Raw genomic sequence first — 18,930 nt, forward strand, 5'->3', positions numbered from 1 at the left:
GATAAAATGAAGAGATATTTGATTTTAGAAGATGGTACGGTATTTCCTGGCGACGCATTCGGCGCCACCATTAATACGACCGGTGGACTGGCACTTTATACTGGCGCCACCGGTTATCAAGAAGCCATCACGAATTATAGTTACACCGGCCAGATCCTGGCATTCACATATCCGCAGCAGGGGAGTACCGGCATTAATCGCGATGATTACGAAAATATTACCTCCGCACTTAAGGGAGTTGTGATTGGTGAAGATTATAATTTCACCAGCCATTGGCATGCCCAAATGACTTTAGATGCCTTCTTGAAGGCGCAACGGATTCCGGGATTGATGAACGTAGACGTCCGTCGATTGCATCGTCATATTGCGCAGTACGGTAACATGAAAGCCAGCTTCATGGACACTCATGATGAGCACGCCCATGATCAAATCAAGGCCTTAGTGGTGCCCAATAATCAAGTGAGCCAAGTCTCGACGAAACAGCCATATCCCAGCCCCAACGTCGGTAAAAACGTGGTCGTGCTCGATTTAGGCTTAAAGAATACCGTTTTGCGTGAATTATCGAAACGGCGTTGTAACATTACGGTTTTGCCATTTGACGCCTCCAGTGCACTAATTGAAACGCTCGCTCCCGATGGCGTCTTGATTAGTGATGGACCAGGTAAACCTGAAGCCTTGACGAAAACAATTCAAACGATCAAAGAGATTCAAGGACACTATCCAATTTTTGCGATCGGTTTAGGTTTTGCAGTCGTCGCGTTGGCCAATGATGTCTCTGTCAAAGCGCGAACAGTCACTCAGCACCGCATTAATTTAGCCGTTCAAGAAAAAATCACCGGAGATACAGATTTCGTCGCTCAAAATAGTGCCTTTTATTTAGAACAGCAAGATGATCTCAAAGATTTATTACCAACTTATTTACCCGTTAGCGCGGCGGAAGTCGTTGGTTTTCGGCACCGATTCTTACCGATCTACGCGGTTAATTTCGATCCCGAAGCCGCTGCCGGTCCGAAAGATGCGCTGCATTTCTTCGATGACTTCATCGAATCCATGGATGCCGCTATCGATCGACACAGGAGGGAATACTAATGGTCAGACGAACAGATATTAATAAGATTCTGGTCATTGGTTCCGGGCCATTCGTTGTCGGTCAAGATGACGAGTTTGATTATTTAGGCACCGAGACGGTGATCACTTTAGCCGATGCCGGTTATCAAGTTGTGTTGGTCAATTCCAACCCAGCAACGACCATGACTAGCCCGCACACCAATGTGCGTGTCTATTTGGAACCCTTGACTGAGAAATTCCTGACTGAGATCATCCGTAAAGAATTGCCCGATGCCATTTTAGCAACGGCTGGGGGCCAATCGGCAGTCAATCTGGTCATGGCCTTGCAGAAAAAAGGATTATTGCAACAACTTAAAATCGACTTGATCGGCTCGAGTTTACAAACCTTGCAAATTGCTAGTGATAGTGTGGCATTTGAAGAAATCTTGCGTGATTTACATTTAAAAGTCAATCCAACTTTGACGTTGACCTCCGATCACAATATTCATCAGGTCGCCGAGCAGTTAGGCTGGCCGATCATGATTCGGCCGATCAATTCGATTGGTGGAACTGGTGGTGGCATTGCGGACGATGAGACTGAATTGACCGAAATCGTTGAGCGAGCATTGGCACTATCACCAACTGATCAAGTTACCGTGACTAAAAGTTTGGCAGGATTCAAAGAAGTTGAATTTGAAATCCTCCGCGATCATACCGATCAAGTCAGTGCGATTTTTAATTGTGAGCAACTCAATCAAGTCGGCATTCATTCTGGCGATTCTATTGCCTTCGCACCGATTCAAACTTTGACCGACCGCGAATTTCAACGGTTACGCACCGCCGCAATTGCCATCACTCGCAAACTAAAAGTCGTGGGTTCTTGTAACATTCAGTTCGCAATCGATCCCGTCAATGGTGAATTCTGGGTACTAAAAGCCACACCGCGGCTCGGTCGTACTAGCGCGTTTGCTGCCAAAGCACTGGGCTATCCGATTGCTAAAATTGCCGTTTTACTGGCTATTGGTCAACAACTAACCGAAATTCCGCATCCATTTGAGTCTGGCAATCAGGCGCTGGTTGAACCGGCTTTCGATTATATTGCCTGTAAATTACCACGGTGGCCATTTGACCGCATTTCTGGTGCGGATCGCCGTTTAGGACCGGAAATGAAATCAACCGGTGAGGTCTTGATCCTCGAACGGAGTATTGAAGCTGCCTTGTTGAAAGGTATTCGTGCATTGGATCAAGGCATCGATCATCTTGGACAAGAACAAATCAGTGCTTTAACGGACGAAGAACTCACGGCGGGGTTGATTTATCCAACCGACGCCGAAATATTCTATCTGGCCGAAGCTTTACGCCGTGGCTATACCGTCGACGATCTACATCATCTTTCCAAGATTGACACCTTCTTTATCCAAAAAATTCAGCACATTGTTAATATTGAAGAAGACTTGCAAGCACAAAAGGGTGATCTGGACGTTTTACGTCGCGCGAAAAAATATGGATTTTCCGATTTAAAAATCAGCCAACTCTGGGAAATTACCGTGTCTCAACTGGCAGCACTCCGTCAAGAAGCCGAAATTCGTCCTGGTTTCCAAGAAATCAATGCGATCGCGAGCAACCCTTTAGTTCATTCACAACAATATTTCATGACTTTTGCGACCAACGATGAAGTTGTGACTAACTCGAATAAAGAAAAAGTTTTGATCATTGGACCTGGTCCTGCACGTGTCGGTCAGGGGAGTGAAGTCGATCACGAAACCGTTCAAGGTCTTTTGACACTACGTCAATTAGGCTTTGAAACGATTTTGTTAAATAATAATCCTGACAATTATTCGACTGCACTTCACGTTGCGGATCGACTTTATAACGCGCCAATTAATCTGGAAGTTGCCTTGAGCATTGCTGCCATTGAACAGCCTAGATATGTGATCACCCAGCTCGGCGGCAAATCCGCCAGCAAGTTGACGACCGGCGTAGCGCAAGCAGGTTATCAAGTGCTCGGCGCCTCAGGAGAAGCGTTAGACCAAGTTCATCAGCCAGCCAAATTACAACAATTATTGGCTGAATTTGATTTTAAGGGACCTAATGTTTTCGAGATCCAAAACAAAACTGTTTTGAAAAAATATCTCACCGCAGAAGAAACATTGCCATTTCCGATTCTGATCCATCCCAATCCACTGCATTTGTTTTCGCCCACAGAAGTGTTGAACTCTGAAATCGATCTGGCCAAATATGCCCGTCATTTTCAAAAAGATCCGCTGAACTTTCCCTTTACTGTCCGTGAATTCTTGCGGGGCGATAAATACGAAGTCGACGGAATTTTCGATGGTGACCATATTTTGATCACCGGTGCACTGGAGCATTTGGAACATTCAAGCCTTCATTCCGGCGATGCGATGACGATTACGCCACCGCAAAACCTGACGTCAGAAATGATCGTCCAAATGGAACAGGTCTTCATCAAAATCGGTCAAAAATTGCAAACGATCGGTTTCATGAACATTCGTTTCTTAGTGCGCGATCAACAATTATATGTGTTAGCCTTGGATTTAAAAGGCAGTCGAAATTTGGCTTTTTTAGATAAAACCACCCCAGAAAAAATAGTCGCGTTAGGCGTTAAAGTCTTAATGGGCACGAAACTCAGTGACTTAGGTTACACAGAAGATCAATCGCTGCCAATGACCAATGTTCACGTTAAAATGCCGGTTTTCTCATTCACGAAATTAAATAAACGTGAAAAAGTGACCGCCACACAAATGAAGACGACTGGTGAGGCGATCGGAACCGATTTAACCTTTGAAAAGGCACTTTATAAGGCGCTGGAAGCATCTAGACAGCCGCTGCCGGAATACGGTCGCATTCTCTTCTCAATTGCCTCACACGACATGACAATGGGCTTAAAGATGGCCCAACGATTCAAACGTTTGGGTTACCAAATCGTTGCCACCGCCAAAACTGCCGCTGCATTTCAAAAAGCCGGCTTGGTGACTGACTTGGTCCACGAAATTGGCGGTCAGCAACCCAACATCGCCACCGAAATCAGCCAGAGCCAAATTCAAATGGTGATCAACACCGCAGAATGGCGCGGACCAGTCAGTATTTCGGGTGCCATGTTGCAAGAAGTCGCGGTGATGCATCACGTGCCGCTAATTACCACAATGGATGAAGCACACGCGATTTTAGCGGTGCTAGAATCACGCGCATTCGCCATTGAACCGATCAGTGAATAAAGAAGAACCAAAAACGGACAACCTCAGTTTAAAAGAGGTTGTCCGTTTTGCGTCCGCTTCAAAAGTAGACAGAGATAATTAAATTATTTAGTTGCAGCAGGTTGGTTATTTCTTAATTGCTCAACCAGTCGTTCATCTGGCGTTACATAAGTTGTTTTCTGACCCGTAAAGATCACGAAGCCAGGTTTAGCGCCATTAGGTTTATGAATAGCTTTCACATTGACGTAATCCACCGGCACTTGACTCGATTGACGCGCCTTAGAGAAATAGGCGGCGAGTTTGGCGGCTTCTATAATCGTTTCGTCGCTGGGATCAGCTGATTCAACGATCACATGAGAACCGGGAATATTCTTTGTGTGCAACCAGAGATCGGTTTTGCGCGCTTTTTTAAGCGTCAATTGATCGTTTTGCAGATTGTTTTTCCCAACTAATATTGAGGTGCCATCGCTGGCATAGAATTGTTCTGCTGGATTGATTTTAACTTTACGTTTCTTTTTCTTATTATCTTGGCGAAGGACACCTTGTTGAATCAACTCGACGCGAATGTCTTCAATATCTTTAGGCTCTCCAACTTCGATTTGAGCCAAGACGCCGGTCAGATAATCTAATTCAGCCTGGGTTTCTTCGAGTTGCGTCTTGACATAAATTTTAGCGTTCTTATCTTTTTGGTAACGTGTGAAGTACTTTTGGGCGTTTTTAGCCGGGGTCAGCGCAGGGGAGAGATTGATCGTGATCGGTTGATTATCATCGTAGTAATTTGCCAAGGTTACTTTGGTGGCGTGTTCTGGCACTTGGCTCAGATACGTTGTCAAAATTTCCCCCTTGATGCGATTATCATCCGCATTTTGTGCACTGGCCATCGTTTTATTCAGCTTTTTCAACTTTTTCTCGTTACGCTTGATCACTGTATTCAACCGCTGCAATAATGAACTGGCCATTTGGTGTTTGCGATCAGTCTCGGCTTTTTGTCCGAAGAAACGATCCAACATCGCACTTAAACTCGTGAAACCTGATTGTTGTTCAGTGAATGTTTCGTAGGGAATGGCCGCAAACTGGAGTTTTTTATTCTGAACGCCAATCGTAGCATCGATGTGATCGAACCGTTGCCAAAAAGTACCCACCAACTGACCTAGTTCTTGGGAATTCGCCGCACCACGCGTTTGGTCGATCAATTCTAATGCCGTGTCGGTCCCGAGACCCTGATAGAATTGTTGCCAAACTTGGCGCGATTTGTTTTTAAGATCATGGAGTTGCAACCAAACACGGTCCCAATCATCAGCGGTAATTTCAGCCGCAAAGGGATCAAACCCGCTGGCAAGTTCAGGTTGAACGTATTGCGCACCCGGCATTAAGAGTCGATAGCGGTTTTGATCGGGTGAAACGTGCTTGATTAGTTCAAGAATCTTATTGGTCGACTTCTCCACGAGAAAAATATTACTGTGGCGGCCCATCATTTCGGTGATCAATTGTAAATCTTCTTGATCGCCCAATTCATTGCGCGAACTCAGATTGATGATCAAAATACGATCGTTTTGCACCTGTTCGATCGATTCAATGCTGGCATTTTCTAAATATTTCCGCAGCGTCATCACGAAATTCGGTGCGGTTTGTGGGTTTGCATAGGGAATCTCGGTAACTTGGGCGCGTGCTAAATTAGCGTTGGCCGATAATAATAAGGGGAGTTTTTTGCGTTGATTGCGGACGGTCACCACAATTTCCAGCGCGTAAGGCTGTTGAATCTTCGAAATACGGCCGCCAACGAATTGTTCAGTGAGCTCGGCCGTCATCGCGTGTAAAAAAGTTCCATCGAATGACATGAGTAAAATTCCTTTCTGGAAAAATATTTCTTATAAAAGTTGATACGGAGCGATTGCTTGAATATTGTATAATGTGAGTAACGTTAGGGCTTTCATTTTTTGAAATCCACTTATAAATAATTTCTCATTTTTACAGAACTTTAAATCTTGCCCATCCTTGAAACAATATTCAAGCTGAATGGCGCAATTAGATTTTCGAACTTGACAAGGAGTAGTGCACCCATGCGTGAACTCACAGAATTAGCAGTTGAACTGGCAAAGCAAAGCCGGGTCATCGAACAATTACTTAGTGAACAAACACAATTACCCATTTCACAGATCCGCCTGTTATTGAAAATGGATCAGCATCCCATTAATTTACAAGTTTTAACCAACGACTTAGCCTTAGACGCATCCACACTCAGCCGACAACTGGCATCCCTGATCGTTAAGGGCGAAGTTGGTGTGGTTACCTTAAGCGATAAACGGCAACGAGAGTATCATCTGACCGAAACCGGAATGACCTGTCATCGGCAATTATGGCAGCAATTGGACGCACTTCAAACGGCTTGGCTTGGTGATTGGTGTGATGAAGACATTCACAGCCTGGCAAAGTTACTCAAACGCGCATTGAGCCAGGTACAATCCCCAAAAGTCAAATAACTGCACTAGTCATTATTCTATCATAAGCTTAGGCAAAGTACTCGCGCAACCGATCAGATTATCTCAATTCTAATCGTTTGCGTGTTATTTTATGGTATGATTAAGGACATGATCCTTTTCTTATGGGGATAACAATAGATTTTTTTACAACTAACCTGTTTTAAGGGGGAAGTTTAAGTTTGTCAATTGCAATTGTTACCGATAGTTCGGCCTATTTATCCACTGCAGAGATCAACGAACTCAATATTAAGGTCATTCCAACACCCGTGATTATTGACGACGTCGTTTATCAAGAAGGCGTCGATTTATCTGCCGATGAATTTTATGAAAAATTACGGACCGCCAAGACTTTTCCCAGCACCTCCCAGCCTTCATTGGGCGATACCTTGAAGGCCTATGAAGACCTTGCCAACGAAGGCTATGATACGGTCTTGTCGATCCACTTATCTAGTACGATTTCTGGATTTTATAACACACTTGTTACCATGACACCAAATCTCAAAACGATCAAAGTTATCCCATATGATTCGGGGATCACGATTCGTTTGATGGGTTATTTGGTGCTTAAGGCCGCTATAATGGCTCACAATGGCGCAAGCGTTCAAGAAATTATTACCCAGCTAGATCAGCTGAAGCAGACGATGAATGAAGTTTTTATCGTTAATGATTTACAGAATTTAGTTCGCGGCGGCCGCTTATCCAATGCATCTGCCTTTATTGGTACCATGTTGAAAATTAAACCCTTGCTGACTTTTGATGCCAAATCAAACAAAATCGTCGCCTTCGAGAAAGTTCGATCGATCAAAAAGGCCTACGCGCGAGCCGAAGAACTTTTCGCTAACGATTATCAGCAAGCTCCGCAACCGTTACGTTTACTGATCGTTCACGCCAATGATCTTGTCGCTGCGCAGGCCTGGGAAACTGCAATTCATGCTAAGTTTCCAGATTTAACGACCGAGATCACCTATTTTGGACCAGCTATTGGGACGCATCTCGGTGAAAAAGCCATCGCGTTAGCTTGGATGGCGGATATTTATTGTTAAATTAGGCGCGTCGCCACGGGAATGTCTTGTCTAAGGAACCAAGCATGAGAATTATAGTTCAAATTCTATCTCTTGGTTACCTTAGCCAAACATTTTAACCCGTGGCGCCTCACAACTTGTTTGAATCGTGTTCGTCGCCACTGAAATGTCTTGTCTAAGGAACCAAGCGATGAGAATTATAGTTCAAATTCTATCTCTTGGTTGCCTTAGCCAAATATTTCAACCCGTGGCGTCTCACAACTTGTTTTAGGAGGTTATTGTTATTATGGAAACTTATCAATTACGGGACGGATCGGTTATTCCTAAGGTCGGTTTCGGCACCTATCAATTAAACGGCGCGCTCGGCGTTAATGTTATCGTGGCTGCTTTGAATAATGGCTACCGTTTACTCGACTCCGCCTTCAACTACGAGAATGAGGGCGCAGTGGGGGAGGCTATTTCAAAGAGTGGTATTTCCCGCTCTGAAATTATCGTCTCTTCAAAACTGCCTGGTCGTCATCATCATTATCAAGAAGCCATCAATACGATTCAGGAGTCGCTTTACCGCGCCCAGCTGGATTATTATGATTTATATTTGATCCATTGGCCTAATCCACTGGAAAATAATTACGTCGAAGCCTGGCAAGCGCTGATCGATGCACAGAAATTTGGCTTGATCCGCTCAATTGGTGTCTCGAATTTTCTACCCGAACATTTGACCCGTTTAGAAAAAGAAACCGGCGTGTTGCCAGTCATCAATCAAATTGAGTTGCATCCATATTTTAATCAGGCTAAGCAACGCCAATTCGACACAGAGCATCAAATTTTAGACGAAGCTTGGAGCCCATTAGGCCGCGGTAATAATGAATTGGCAGATCCAGTCATTACTAAACTCGCCACACAATACCACAAAAACGCTGGCCAAATCGTTTTGCGCTGGCAACTACAACTAGGTGTGCTGCCTATTCCAAAATCGAGTCACAGCCAACGCCAACAAGAAAATTTAGCGCTTTTTGATTTCGAATTGAGTGAAACAGAAATGGCTCAACTTAATCAGCTCAGCAAAGTTGACGGTCGTTTGGCAAACCAAGATCCCGCAACCTATCAAGAATTTTGATCATATCTGAAAGCATCGGCTAGCACAATTTAGTTGGTGCTTTTTTGATTAGACAAATTTCAAAATCATGTTTATAATACGAATCATTAACTTATTTCAAATCAGTCGATGAGAGCAGGCGATGACCGTGACAATTCAGCGGTCGGTGATTATTTTTCCAAATTTTGCGGGGATTGAACGAGTTGAAACGATCTGCCAACAATTAGATCCACTTTTCGCTAAAATCAGACCACACATTTCGTTGGTTTTTCCATTTGATAGTGATTTGAGCACCTTAGAGATCGGTCGACATCTTACAGCACGTCTTAAAACGACGACTGAATTTCCGCTCACGTTGTCTGGGTTATAATTTGCCAATGACGGCTATATTTTCCTCAAGGTCGCGCTTGGCAACGACCGCATTCAAACGATTCACGATCGATTGTACACATCGATACTGTCGAAATTTCAGCGGACCGATCTGCCATACTCGCCACATGTGACGATCGGCCACGTTACCGATCCGACCAAACTAATCACGTGTCAGCAACAACTCGCGGATTTCGACCAGCAACTATTTACCACCACAATTACCGAAATTGCGCTGGAAGAAATCGGCTTGGATGAGCGTAGCAATATTGTCCAGACGTTCTCTCTTAGGCGGAACCCGTTGTTCTAATTTGTATCTCCAGCTAGATTATGTTATCATAGAAATACACAATTAAATAAATCATCGGTTGAGCATTCGCTTCAAGGTTTAATTCTTCTTAGGGCAGGAAGAATCTTGAAGTGGTGCTCTTTTTTGATCACTTTTAAAGCAAAGAGGGCGTTCTGATGCAACAGTTACTCACCAACCTACCAATATTTGTCATTGTTCTGCTATTCGTCGGGGCACTCGTCCTGCTGTCGAAATCTGCAGATTATTTAACGAACAATGCCATCAAACTCTCGAAAATTTTAAAAATTCCCGAAATCGTTATCGGAGCCACGATCGTTTCGATCGGCACCACCTTACCAGAATTTGCGACCAGCATTGCCGCCATTGGCAGTGGATCGACTGATCTCGCGTTAGGAAATGCTTTCGGATCCGTGATCACGAACTGTTCCTTAATTTTGGGCATCAGCACATTATACGGCAGCATTCCCGTGTCAAAAAAATCCCGCTCGACGATTTGGACAATTTTGCTAGGATTATTCTTACTTATTCTGGCGATTTTACCCGCAATCATTCAAGGACGCGCACTAGTATTGCCAAGATATGCTGGTATTGTCTTGCTAGTTATTTTGCCAATTTATTTAGTCAGTTCGTTTAAACGACACGCTCCACCAACCAAACAGGATCCTGAGGCTGTTTCTAAGATCGATTGGCGGGCAATCATCGGACTGATCAGCAAGATACTCTTCTCAGCGGCCTTAGTCACGGTCAGCTCGACAATTTTGGTGGGCACAGTTCAGCATGCAGCTACGAGTTTCCATATTTCTGAAGCCATCATTTCCGGAACCGTGGTCGCATTGGGAACGAGTTTGCCAGAATTATCAACGAGTATTGCGGCGGCTAAAAAAGGTTTCGGTGGCTTGGCCATTGGTAATTTGCTGGGTGCCAGCGTCATGAATATTTTCTTGGTCCTCAGTACAACAATCACATTTACACCTGGTCAACTCATCATGCCTAGTTTATTATTGAAACTTCATCTGCCGTTAATGTTGTTGATCTTCGGTTATTTGATCGTCTGCGTTTATAATTCGAAGAAATACGAACTGACGAAAAAAGAAGGCATCGGTTTCCTGATGATCTATTCAGCGTACTTGCTGGTCAGTCTGCTTAATTAACGACAAGAAACACGGGATTATTGTTTGTTTTTAAATATATGAGATAATTGATTCTTCGAGAAGTTAACCATTTAAACGTGCCAGAGAGTTAGCTCACGCCAAAAAGTTAAGAAAGGAATGGCTCGATAATGAAAATTGATCATTTAATTAAAGAAATGCAAAAAGATCCTGAGTTTGCCGAGGAATATCAGAACCAAGGCGAAAAGCTTCAAACAGCTGTTGCCTTATATAAAGCGCGTGAACTTGCCGGTTTAACGCAGCAAGAGCTAGCCGAACGCGCGAACACCACGCAAGCAACTATTGCGAGAATCGAACGTGGCGACAACGTTTCATTTGATAAACTGGCGTCAATCGCACATGCCATGGGCAAAGAATTGAGCGTCAATTTCAACTAATCATTAGTATTTCAAAAGCAACGTCACTGTCTAATTCATTGTGACGTTGCTTTTTATTTGAGTGTTATATTTTTTCGGAACCAAACTGTCGAACATAATAAGACACAGTCAACAGGGGTGAGACACGGGCAAAATTTTTATCGATAAATATGGCGATAGATTCTAGTTAACATAATATATATTATTGGAAGTTTTTACAAGCTTAAAAATAAACAGTGTTTTAGTATTGTCTTCTTAAACAATCATCTTTTATCTTTAATGCTGGTCTAGCTTCTCTGGTGAATATTTTTTACTTGCTAACTCAATTTGATTTATCATATAGCTGACCGAAATTTCATTTCAGATTCTTCTTCCCAATTATTATTTAGAAAAAATATATGAACTGATTATCTCAAAGATCATATGATTCGTAGTGACGAACATGTGGCTAAGTTGGCATCATCAACGATAGACATATCAATCGAAAATTAGTTTCTATGGTTATATCTAATTCATTTAATGATTGGGCATGTATCATTTACAGCGTATGTAATTATCATTCCATATATAAAATATATCATTTGATCATAAACATGCTACCGTAAACATAAAATATCGAAGCTGATGTTCTTAAGGCCGTTTTAGAATTATCCAAATCTAATTTAGTGATTGCTCATTAGTTTCATAGTCAATGAAATCTTTTTTAAAATTACCTTATGCGTAGTGCTTAAACAAAATACGGTCTTCCCTGTTACTTACTGATGTGAAATTGAGGACCAACCAAAAAGCTACCACGAATTATTTCGCGGTAGCTTCTTTGACTGGACTATTTTTAGCTTGTGCAAGAGCTTGGTTGACACACTGTGCGAAGAGAATATCACCCTGAGTGATACCGCCAAAGTGCGTGCCATCGGTGCCTTTAAAGATTTCTGGGTGCTGTTTTGCTAACGTGTTCCAATCCGCAATGGTAATAAACGGATACTTGGCTGGTAATCCACGTTCAAAGACAGCTAATTTTTCTGAATTGTACGTTGCGTCTGCATTGCCATCATGTGGCGTCATCAGAATTAAGTGATGTCCTGGTGCAAGCGAATCGATGATCTTCTGTGTTTGTAATTGCCAATCATCCAAAGCATTCGTGCCGACGGAAATGACAACATATTTACGCAGCGTATGATTTTGCTGCTGGGTCATCATGACTTTATAAGCCAGATCCATCGTCCGGTTACCCTCGGCGTCAATGGCACTGTCAGCCACGTGTTCGCCTAAATAGCGACGAGTTCCTAGGGTCACGCTGTCACCGATGATCGAAACGCCATCAGGAATTAATGCGGCGGTTTCTTTTTCGGTTGCAGCTTGTCTTTCGGCGTCCGTTTTTGCTGCTTTCTTTTCTTTTGCGGCTTGAGCAGCCGCTTTTTTTGCTTTTAATTCTGACGCTGCGGTGTCGTGTGCGCTTTGAATTTGATCAGCGTCTTGATAAATACCGCCGACCCATAAATTGGTCTCTAATTTGGTGTCATTTGGCGCGGCACTGACGGTATAACCGGTAACGCCGATCAACCCCAGAGCAATCATACTCAACGCCACATAACCTGTTACCGCAACCCAGTGACGGCGCAGATTCAATTGTGTTATTCGATTTGTCAATTTCTGACTACCAAAGTTTGGCTTCTTGCCGGCAATCATTGGTTCTAAAATATAATAAGATAGCGCAGAAAATGCCACAGAAAGAATGACCGTAATAATTGCGGCGATGTAATTCGGAAAAAGGTGTGAAAAGACCACAAAAAATGGCCAATGAAAGAGGTAAACGCTATAGCTCGTATCCGCGAAGAACGTGGCAATTTTGGGCTCGGCTGTATTTGGTGTCTTCTCGTGTAAAACTCGCGCCGACACGATCATGAGCACCGCCAACAGACTGGCAATCAGAAAACCAAATAAATAAGTATTCAAATTATCAAATTTAAGGACAAAGCTCAGCACAATTAAGGCGATCGAACCACTGACCATCCCGCCAATTGCCACATTACGTGGACATTTTGTAATCAGTTGCTTAAATCTCGAAGATGTATTTTTGATACCAGACAAAGTGCCCAAACAACTGCCAATAAAAAATGGAAAACTGTGCGTTAAACTCGAGAAATAAACGGGAGAATATTCTTTTAAGCCTGACGAGCCGATGATCATGGCACTCAGGCTACCAATTGCCAAAATCGCCGCGATAATAAATAGCCAACCCTTTAAAACAGTCACATTTTGTTCGGGGTTCGCCCCAAACTCCCCCTGCTTCTTGGTAGCATAATATTTGATCCAAGAAGCCAACAAGAAGGCGATCAACCCCCAAATCAAATAATAATGCATCTCAATGGCCAGAGACCACGTGTGCACAAATAAATGCGGGATAAACTTATTCTCATAACTGCCACCTGTCGCAATCTCGAAGAAGTTGGTCGTAAAGCCAAGAGATGCGGCAATTTGTTTGCCAATATTAGCGATGAAATCCCGACTGATCAAATAAGTGAATGGAATTGTGATCAAGACGGATAAGGCCAACGGTGGAAAAATACGATAAAACCGACGCCGATAAAAAGAGACTAACTTGAAGGATTGATCACGCGTAAACTCGTCGACGATCAGCGCCGTAATTAAATAACCAGAAAAGGTGAAGAAAATATCCACACCGATGAAACCACCTGGTAAAATATTTTTAAAAAAATGATAGGTTAGGACCAAAATCAATCCTAAGATGCGCACAAAACTAAACCATTTGATCCTCATTGCCCTTGTAATTCCCCATTTTTGAATGTTGCAATTATTTGATTATTCTGCGTAATTGTACCCGTGCCCGTCATCTTTCCATTGGCAAAACTTCCCTGAAATTCCCAACCATCATGTGAAACATAATGACCCTTGCCAGAGAAGCGCCCATTCGCAAATGTGCCGGTGTACTGATCTTGATTGGCAAAACGAAGCGTGCCCTGACCGTTGAATCTTTGATTAACGACGTATCCGTCATATTTCAACTTGTTCTGATCTAGGCTCTCAGTCGTGTGCCCAGAAAAATTCGGCCATAAACTGATTGTTGCCAACGCTATGATCAAAACAACCATCACAATTTCAAAAACATGTCGTAAATCAAAATGGCGGTCAACCGTTCGATTCTTGGTTAAACTTTTTGTCACACTCGCCAATCCCTGACCCCCTATAAATGAGATGCCAATCGGCCGACATCTCTAAATGCTTGAAAAAAAACAATAACCATATCGTACCATATTACCGCTTAAAAAACAGCCATATATTGCAGGTTTAGGGGCTACCTAGTTAGCAATTTGACAGACATTTAGCCCAGCGATAAATCTTTGAAATTATGTTTCTGATCGTAGAGAATCAAATAGCCAGGTTGAAGCACTTTTCTAGTACCTGAATCCAGAGGCTCATTCAGCCAATCTGGGGTCACCAGACCGATTTCAAGTTCTGAATTATCTTCATATGAAGCGCGAATAGAGATGCAGGCACCATAATATTCCGTTTGAACCTGCTTAACCTTCCCGAAACGTTGTGTGTAGTCCGTATTTTGCAACAAGGACGCGCGATCAGAAGTGACAACAACTAAATCTAAGTCTGAACCTGGACGCTGGTCGTCGTGCGCGTATGAACCCACGACCACTAAGCTTTCGATTGCTGGCTCATTTTTGGCCCAATCGATTAATTCATCGGCCAACTGATCCAGTAAGGTTGCCTTGTTTTGGTCAAAGTAAACGGCCAATTCATCTTCATGTTTACTTTTTAAGTAAATAATTGGCACTTGCGCGAGTCCGAGAACCGGTTTCGTCTCGAAGTGCTGCTGATCAGCAACTAGTTGCGTATATTTCTTCTCTAATTGCGCCATCGATTTCAATGCCGCATAAATATTTCGAATTGAACTGGTGTCAAAACTCGTCCAAATTTCTCGTTGCGTCTTGGCATCCAAATAAGCTTGCGTTTGTTGAAATTCCTTACCATAACTGCGATCGAAGCCATGAGTACTAGCCACATGCCACGTTAAAAGACGAATTAATTCTGTCCGGGTCAAATTTAGGTAAAATTGTGCCAAAAACGTTTCCTGCCGAATTGTCGCTTTTAAGGTATTACAGAATTGCCACCAGAATTCTTTGATGGCGCTTTGGAATTCTTGCGGTGTTGGCCGCCGTAACCAATATTTGCGATCACTGGGATTAACTGCCTCAGTCACACGCCCATCTTTATCGCTCACGATGCGAGTTAACGTATCTTCAGTGAGATAACCAGTCAATTGTTTCAGTGGCCGAAATTGCCAATCAATCCGCAACCCACTTTGATAAAGCACTAAATAAACATAACGTCCGTCGACATCCTGTTCTTCGGGTGCGTACAGGCCATCATGACCAGGTGTCGTGATCAGCATTGGCGCGCCAAATTCGTGTAGAAATGTTGTTTCTTTTTGATATTTAGCAACATTGTCGGTGAAAAAAACGACATCATAATCCTTGAAATTATCTTCGGCAATATGTGCATTCGTGCGGGATCCATTCATGCCAAACACGCGAAGATCATCATTTTGGTTGAAAAAACGCTGTAACTGTAACATTGTTTGATCTTGTTTCATCATGTATCTCCTTTGTTGTCCACTCATTTTAACCAGCATCGATTGCCTTAATTGGGTGTGTTTCATCTCTATTTTACCATAGTTGTGCGCAACGTCTTGGCTGAACTGGATTGTTTTTTGACTACTTTTGTCTTCAATGCATCAACATATTTCCGCGCAAAAAAAGCTATCGAATTTTCGATAGCTTTTGATGATAAGTCTGTTTAATTAAAAGGCTTCTGTTAATTGTGGGACAACTTGCTTCTTACGAGAAACGACACCAGGTAATGAAACCCGATCATTGACTAATTTCTTACTAAAGGCTTTCTCAAAAGCAGTTTGTCCGTTGGCACTGCCTAGAACAATTGCTTCGGAATCACTATTCAGAATATTAGTAATGATCAAGACGAACAAGTCATAATTCTTGTCGACGATTTCGTCCTTCATTGCCGTTTTAAGCGCCGTCTGACGTGCCAGCACATCATCGAGGTCAACTGTGTTAACTTGTGCGACACGCACGCTGTTACCGGCCATATCGAAGCTCTTAGCGTCGAGGTCGATCAATTCCTGTTCGCTCTTGCTAGATAAATTAGTACCAACCTTAAGCATTTCCAAGCCGTAAGTTTCATAGTCAACGGTTGCAATCTTAGCTAATGATTTGACCGCTTCTTGATCGACTGGCGTGGTTGTTGGTGATTTAAATAATAACGTGTCAGAAATAATGGCGGACAGCATGAGTCCAGCAATTTTGACAGGAATAGCTACATTTAATTCGTTGTATAATTCCCACAAAATCGTGCTCGTACAGCCAACGGGTTCTGCGCGATAATACAAGGGATCCGTTGTGTTGAAATTATCGATTCGGTGATGATCAACGACGTGCGTTACCTTGACGTCTGCGATATCACTAACACTCTGTTGAGGTTCGTTATGGTCAACTAACATGACCTTCTTAACTTCGTCACTAGCACGTTTGATAATACGAGGTGCCTGGTAATCGAAATGAGCCAACGCATAGGCGGTTTCTTCATTGACTTCACCCAATGCAACTGCCTCGACGTCATAGCCACGTTGTTGTTGCAAATAAGCGTAAGCAATCGCCGCCACAATTGCGTCTGTGTCAGGATTTTGGTGCCCAAAAACTAACTCTTCTGCCATTATAAAAAAGACTCCTTTATCCGATGTTGCCAGAATTAAGCAACATCATTAGTCAGGCGTATTACTACGCTTCAATTCCATTTTAACCCAATTTAGATAATTCGGGTATCACTAATTACAGTTAAATAGTCCTTTTCCTTGAAAAAATCGTCCCATTCTTGGAAGAAGCGTTCAATACGAGGAATCTTCGACTTGTCATGACGATAGACAAACGACATGTCAAACGAGACGATCGGATCGAAATCGGCATGATACATCTTGATCTGATCTTGATGCGCCAACCAGAAGCTGTATGGTAATGCCGTCGACAACCCACGAGCTTCCGCGAATTTAACAATTTGATATGGCGACGTGAACTGTGATTTCACAGTCGGTTCATCGACCATTTTATTCTTGTAAACCTCACCTAGTAACTGGGCGATGAAATGATCTGGCGGATAAGTGACCCAATCAGATTTGTTCGTTGCTTGCAGCTTAACCTTCTTGCGTTCGGCCAACTTTTCATCGTGATGCAAATAAACGAGATGATCAGTCAGAATCTTTTTGGTTTCGTATGAACGCCAATTTTTAATGCTTTCATCCGGCACATACATGACGGCTAAATCAATTTGGTTGCTTTCTAATTGATCCCAAATTTCGCGCCGCGTTAACAACGTGAAGCGGATTTTGATATCCGGATATTTCTCAGTGAAGTAGATGAAGAAGTCTTCGAAAGCACCATCTTCCATCGAAGATAAGAAGCCGATATTGATGGGACCATTAGATGGTCCCGTCGATTGTTGAACCTGATCTAAAGCCTCGTTCACCATCCCAAAAATATTCTGGGTCGTGGTCAGCATTGTTCGACCTGCGTCAGATAAATATAATTTCTTCCCGATCGAGAAGAAAACCGGTGCGCCAACTGTTCGTTCCAATTTTTTAATTTGTTGGGTCAAGGCTGGCTGTGTGATCCCCAAAATCTGCGCAGCTTGCGTATAGTTCATGGTTTCTGCGAGTTGCAGAAAGTAAGTCAACGTTTTAGAAGCAAATAAGTTCTCCTGTCGCGTTTTCATATCTAATCTCCTTTTGATTGTCGGCGCCAATACTCATTATGAGCTTATGGACAACAAGTCAGGCACCCTTTAGTTAATATAAACTTTATCATTATAATAATATAAGTCTAAAAAAAGAGCAACTAATAAGGTTGCTCTTTTGACGAGAAATTCATTATTCTTAGTTGATTATGAGAATGGAAACTGGCGATAGCCTTGATAATCATTAACATGCAAATAATTCTCCGCATTGACCACGCGATCATGCGTTGGTGGCTCGATACCCTTCAACGGATAGTCGATACCCAATGTCTCATACTTGACGACACCCATCGTGTGATAAGGCAAGACTTCAACTTTATCAACGTTGTGCAACTTGCTGACGTATTCGCCGAGTTCTTTCAGATTTTCGTCGTAATCCGTCCGTTCTGGCACCAGCACGTGGCGGATCCACATGTGATGACCATTTTCAGACATGTATTGAATCATCGATAAAACGGTCTCGTTGTTAAATCCAGTCAAACGTTTGTGCCGATCTGTATCGATCTGCTTAATATCGACTAGCGAAACATCGGTCACGGCCATTAATCGCTTAAATTTATCGAACCATGGTTGTTTGTAAGTGAAAGGTTGGCCACACGTATCGAGACAAGTATTGATTCCTTCAGCCTTAGCCTTGGTGAACAAGTCAATTAAAAAGTCGATCTGCAACAGCGATTCGCCACCACTGCAGGTGATGCCCCCCTGTTTACCCCAAAAAGCGCGGTAACGAATGGCATCATCTAAAATTTCGTCGGAAGTAACTTCATCGCCAGTACCGATGTTCCACGTGTCTGGATTATGACAGAACTCACAGCGCATTCGACATCCCTGCAAAAAGGCAACGTAGCGAATGCCAGGGCCATCTACTGAACCGAAAGTTTCAATTGAATGGACATAACCGATCACCGGTTTAATTGTTGTTGCTGTTGCTGGAGTTGTAACCATCATAATCATCCTTTCAAGTGGTGCGTGTGGACGGCAATTTAGTCATCCGGTTCAAAAACTACAAAAAGCAATAAACCGTTAGTAGTT

At 43.0% G+C, this 18,930-nt stretch carries 14 protein-coding genes and 1 pseudogene; 8 read left to right on the top strand and 7 right to left on the bottom strand.

The features are described 5' to 3' along the window. Window positions 1-6: 6 nt before the first annotated feature. Both EKM67_RS05350 and EKM67_RS05355 read left to right on the top strand, forming a co-directional pair. Window positions 7-1,089, top strand: coding sequence for a carbamoyl phosphate synthase small subunit (locus tag EKM67_RS05350; protein WP_125577996.1), 1,083 nt, complete (start codon window positions 7-9; stop codon window positions 1,087-1,089). Then, window positions 1,089-4,283 (top strand): carbamoyl phosphate synthase large subunit, encoded by a 3,195-nt coding sequence (locus EKM67_RS05355; protein ID WP_125577997.1) that lies wholly within the window; start codon window positions 1,089-1,091, stop codon window positions 4,281-4,283. The genes EKM67_RS05350 and EKM67_RS05355 overlap by 1 nt, the downstream gene beginning before the upstream one ends. 83 nt (window positions 4,284-4,366) lie before the next feature. On the opposite strand, the gene EKM67_RS05360 is transcribed toward EKM67_RS05355, so the two are convergent. Further along, window positions 4,367-6,100, bottom strand: a complete 1,734-nt coding sequence (locus EKM67_RS05360) for an Rqc2 family fibronectin-binding protein (protein WP_125577998.1) — start codon at window positions 6,098-6,100, stop codon at window positions 4,367-4,369. 222 nt (window positions 6,101-6,322) lie between these two features. On the opposite strand from EKM67_RS05360, the gene EKM67_RS05365 reads away from it, so the two are divergent. From EKM67_RS05365 to EKM67_RS05395, 6 genes and pseudogenes are all read left to right on the top strand, one after another. Further along, a complete protein-coding gene (locus tag EKM67_RS05365) occupies window positions 6,323-6,742 on the top strand; it encodes a MarR family winged helix-turn-helix transcriptional regulator (protein ID WP_125577999.1) in 420 nt (139 codons plus the stop codon). A gap of 179 nt (window positions 6,743-6,921) precedes the next feature. Continuing rightward, a complete protein-coding gene (locus EKM67_RS05370; protein WP_125578000.1) occupies window positions 6,922-7,785 on the top strand; it encodes a DegV family protein in 864 nt (287 codons plus the stop codon). A gap of 265 nt (window positions 7,786-8,050) precedes the next feature. Further along, window positions 8,051-8,881 carry an aldo/keto reductase gene (locus tag EKM67_RS05375; RefSeq protein WP_125578001.1) on the top strand — a complete coding sequence of 277 codons (831 nt, stop codon included), beginning with the start codon at window positions 8,051-8,053 and terminating at the stop codon, window positions 8,879-8,881. 121 nt (window positions 8,882-9,002) lie between these two features. Beyond that, a pseudogene (locus EKM67_RS10985) lies at window positions 9,003-9,539 on the top strand (2'-5' RNA ligase family protein). Between the two features lie 155 nt (window positions 9,540-9,694). Continuing rightward, window positions 9,695-10,690, top strand: a complete 996-nt coding sequence (locus tag EKM67_RS05390) for a sodium:calcium antiporter (RefSeq protein WP_125578004.1) — start codon at window positions 9,695-9,697, stop codon at window positions 10,688-10,690. Window positions 10,691-10,818: 128 nt separating this feature from the next. Further along, window positions 10,819-11,085: a helix-turn-helix domain-containing protein gene (locus EKM67_RS05395; RefSeq protein WP_125578005.1), complete on the top strand. Its 267-nt coding sequence runs from the start codon at window positions 10,819-10,821 to the stop codon at window positions 11,083-11,085. A 777-nt stretch (window positions 11,086-11,862) separates the two neighbouring features. Here EKM67_RS05395 and EKM67_RS05400 read toward each other — a convergent pair. From EKM67_RS05400 to pflA, 6 genes are all read right to left on the bottom strand, one after another. Next, window positions 11,863-13,842, bottom strand: coding sequence for an acyltransferase family protein (locus EKM67_RS05400; protein ID WP_125578006.1), 1,980 nt, complete (start codon window positions 13,840-13,842; stop codon window positions 11,863-11,865). Beyond that, window positions 13,839-14,246 (bottom strand): MORN repeat-containing protein, encoded by a 408-nt coding sequence (locus EKM67_RS05405; protein ID WP_225417322.1) that lies wholly within the window; start codon window positions 14,244-14,246, stop codon window positions 13,839-13,841. Before EKM67_RS05405 ends, EKM67_RS05400 begins: the two co-directional genes overlap by 4 nt. A 158-nt stretch (window positions 14,247-14,404) precedes the next feature. Further along, a complete protein-coding gene (locus EKM67_RS05410; RefSeq protein WP_164506576.1) occupies window positions 14,405-15,688 on the bottom strand; it encodes an aminoglycoside 6-adenylyltransferase in 1,284 nt (427 codons plus the stop codon). Window positions 15,689-15,895: 207 nt separating this feature from the next. Further along, window positions 15,896-16,825, bottom strand: a complete 930-nt coding sequence (locus EKM67_RS05415) for a manganese-dependent inorganic pyrophosphatase (RefSeq protein ID WP_125578009.1) — start codon at window positions 16,823-16,825, stop codon at window positions 15,896-15,898. Window positions 16,826-16,917: 92 nt separating this feature from the next. Next, on the bottom strand, window positions 16,918-17,877 hold the full coding sequence (locus EKM67_RS05420) for a LysR family transcriptional regulator (protein ID WP_125578010.1): 960 nt from the start codon (window positions 17,875-17,877) through the stop codon (window positions 16,918-16,920). Window positions 17,878-18,045: 168 nt separating this feature from the next. After that, window positions 18,046-18,846 carry a pyruvate formate-lyase-activating protein gene (gene pflA, locus EKM67_RS05425; RefSeq protein WP_225417320.1) on the bottom strand — a complete coding sequence of 267 codons (801 nt, stop codon included), beginning with the start codon at window positions 18,844-18,846 and terminating at the stop codon, window positions 18,046-18,048. Between the last annotated feature and the right edge of the window lie 84 nt (window positions 18,847-18,930).

Source organism: Lapidilactobacillus mulanensis, from assembly GCF_003946215.1.
Taxonomy (GTDB): domain Bacteria; phylum Bacillota; class Bacilli; order Lactobacillales; family Lactobacillaceae; genus Lapidilactobacillus; species Lapidilactobacillus mulanensis.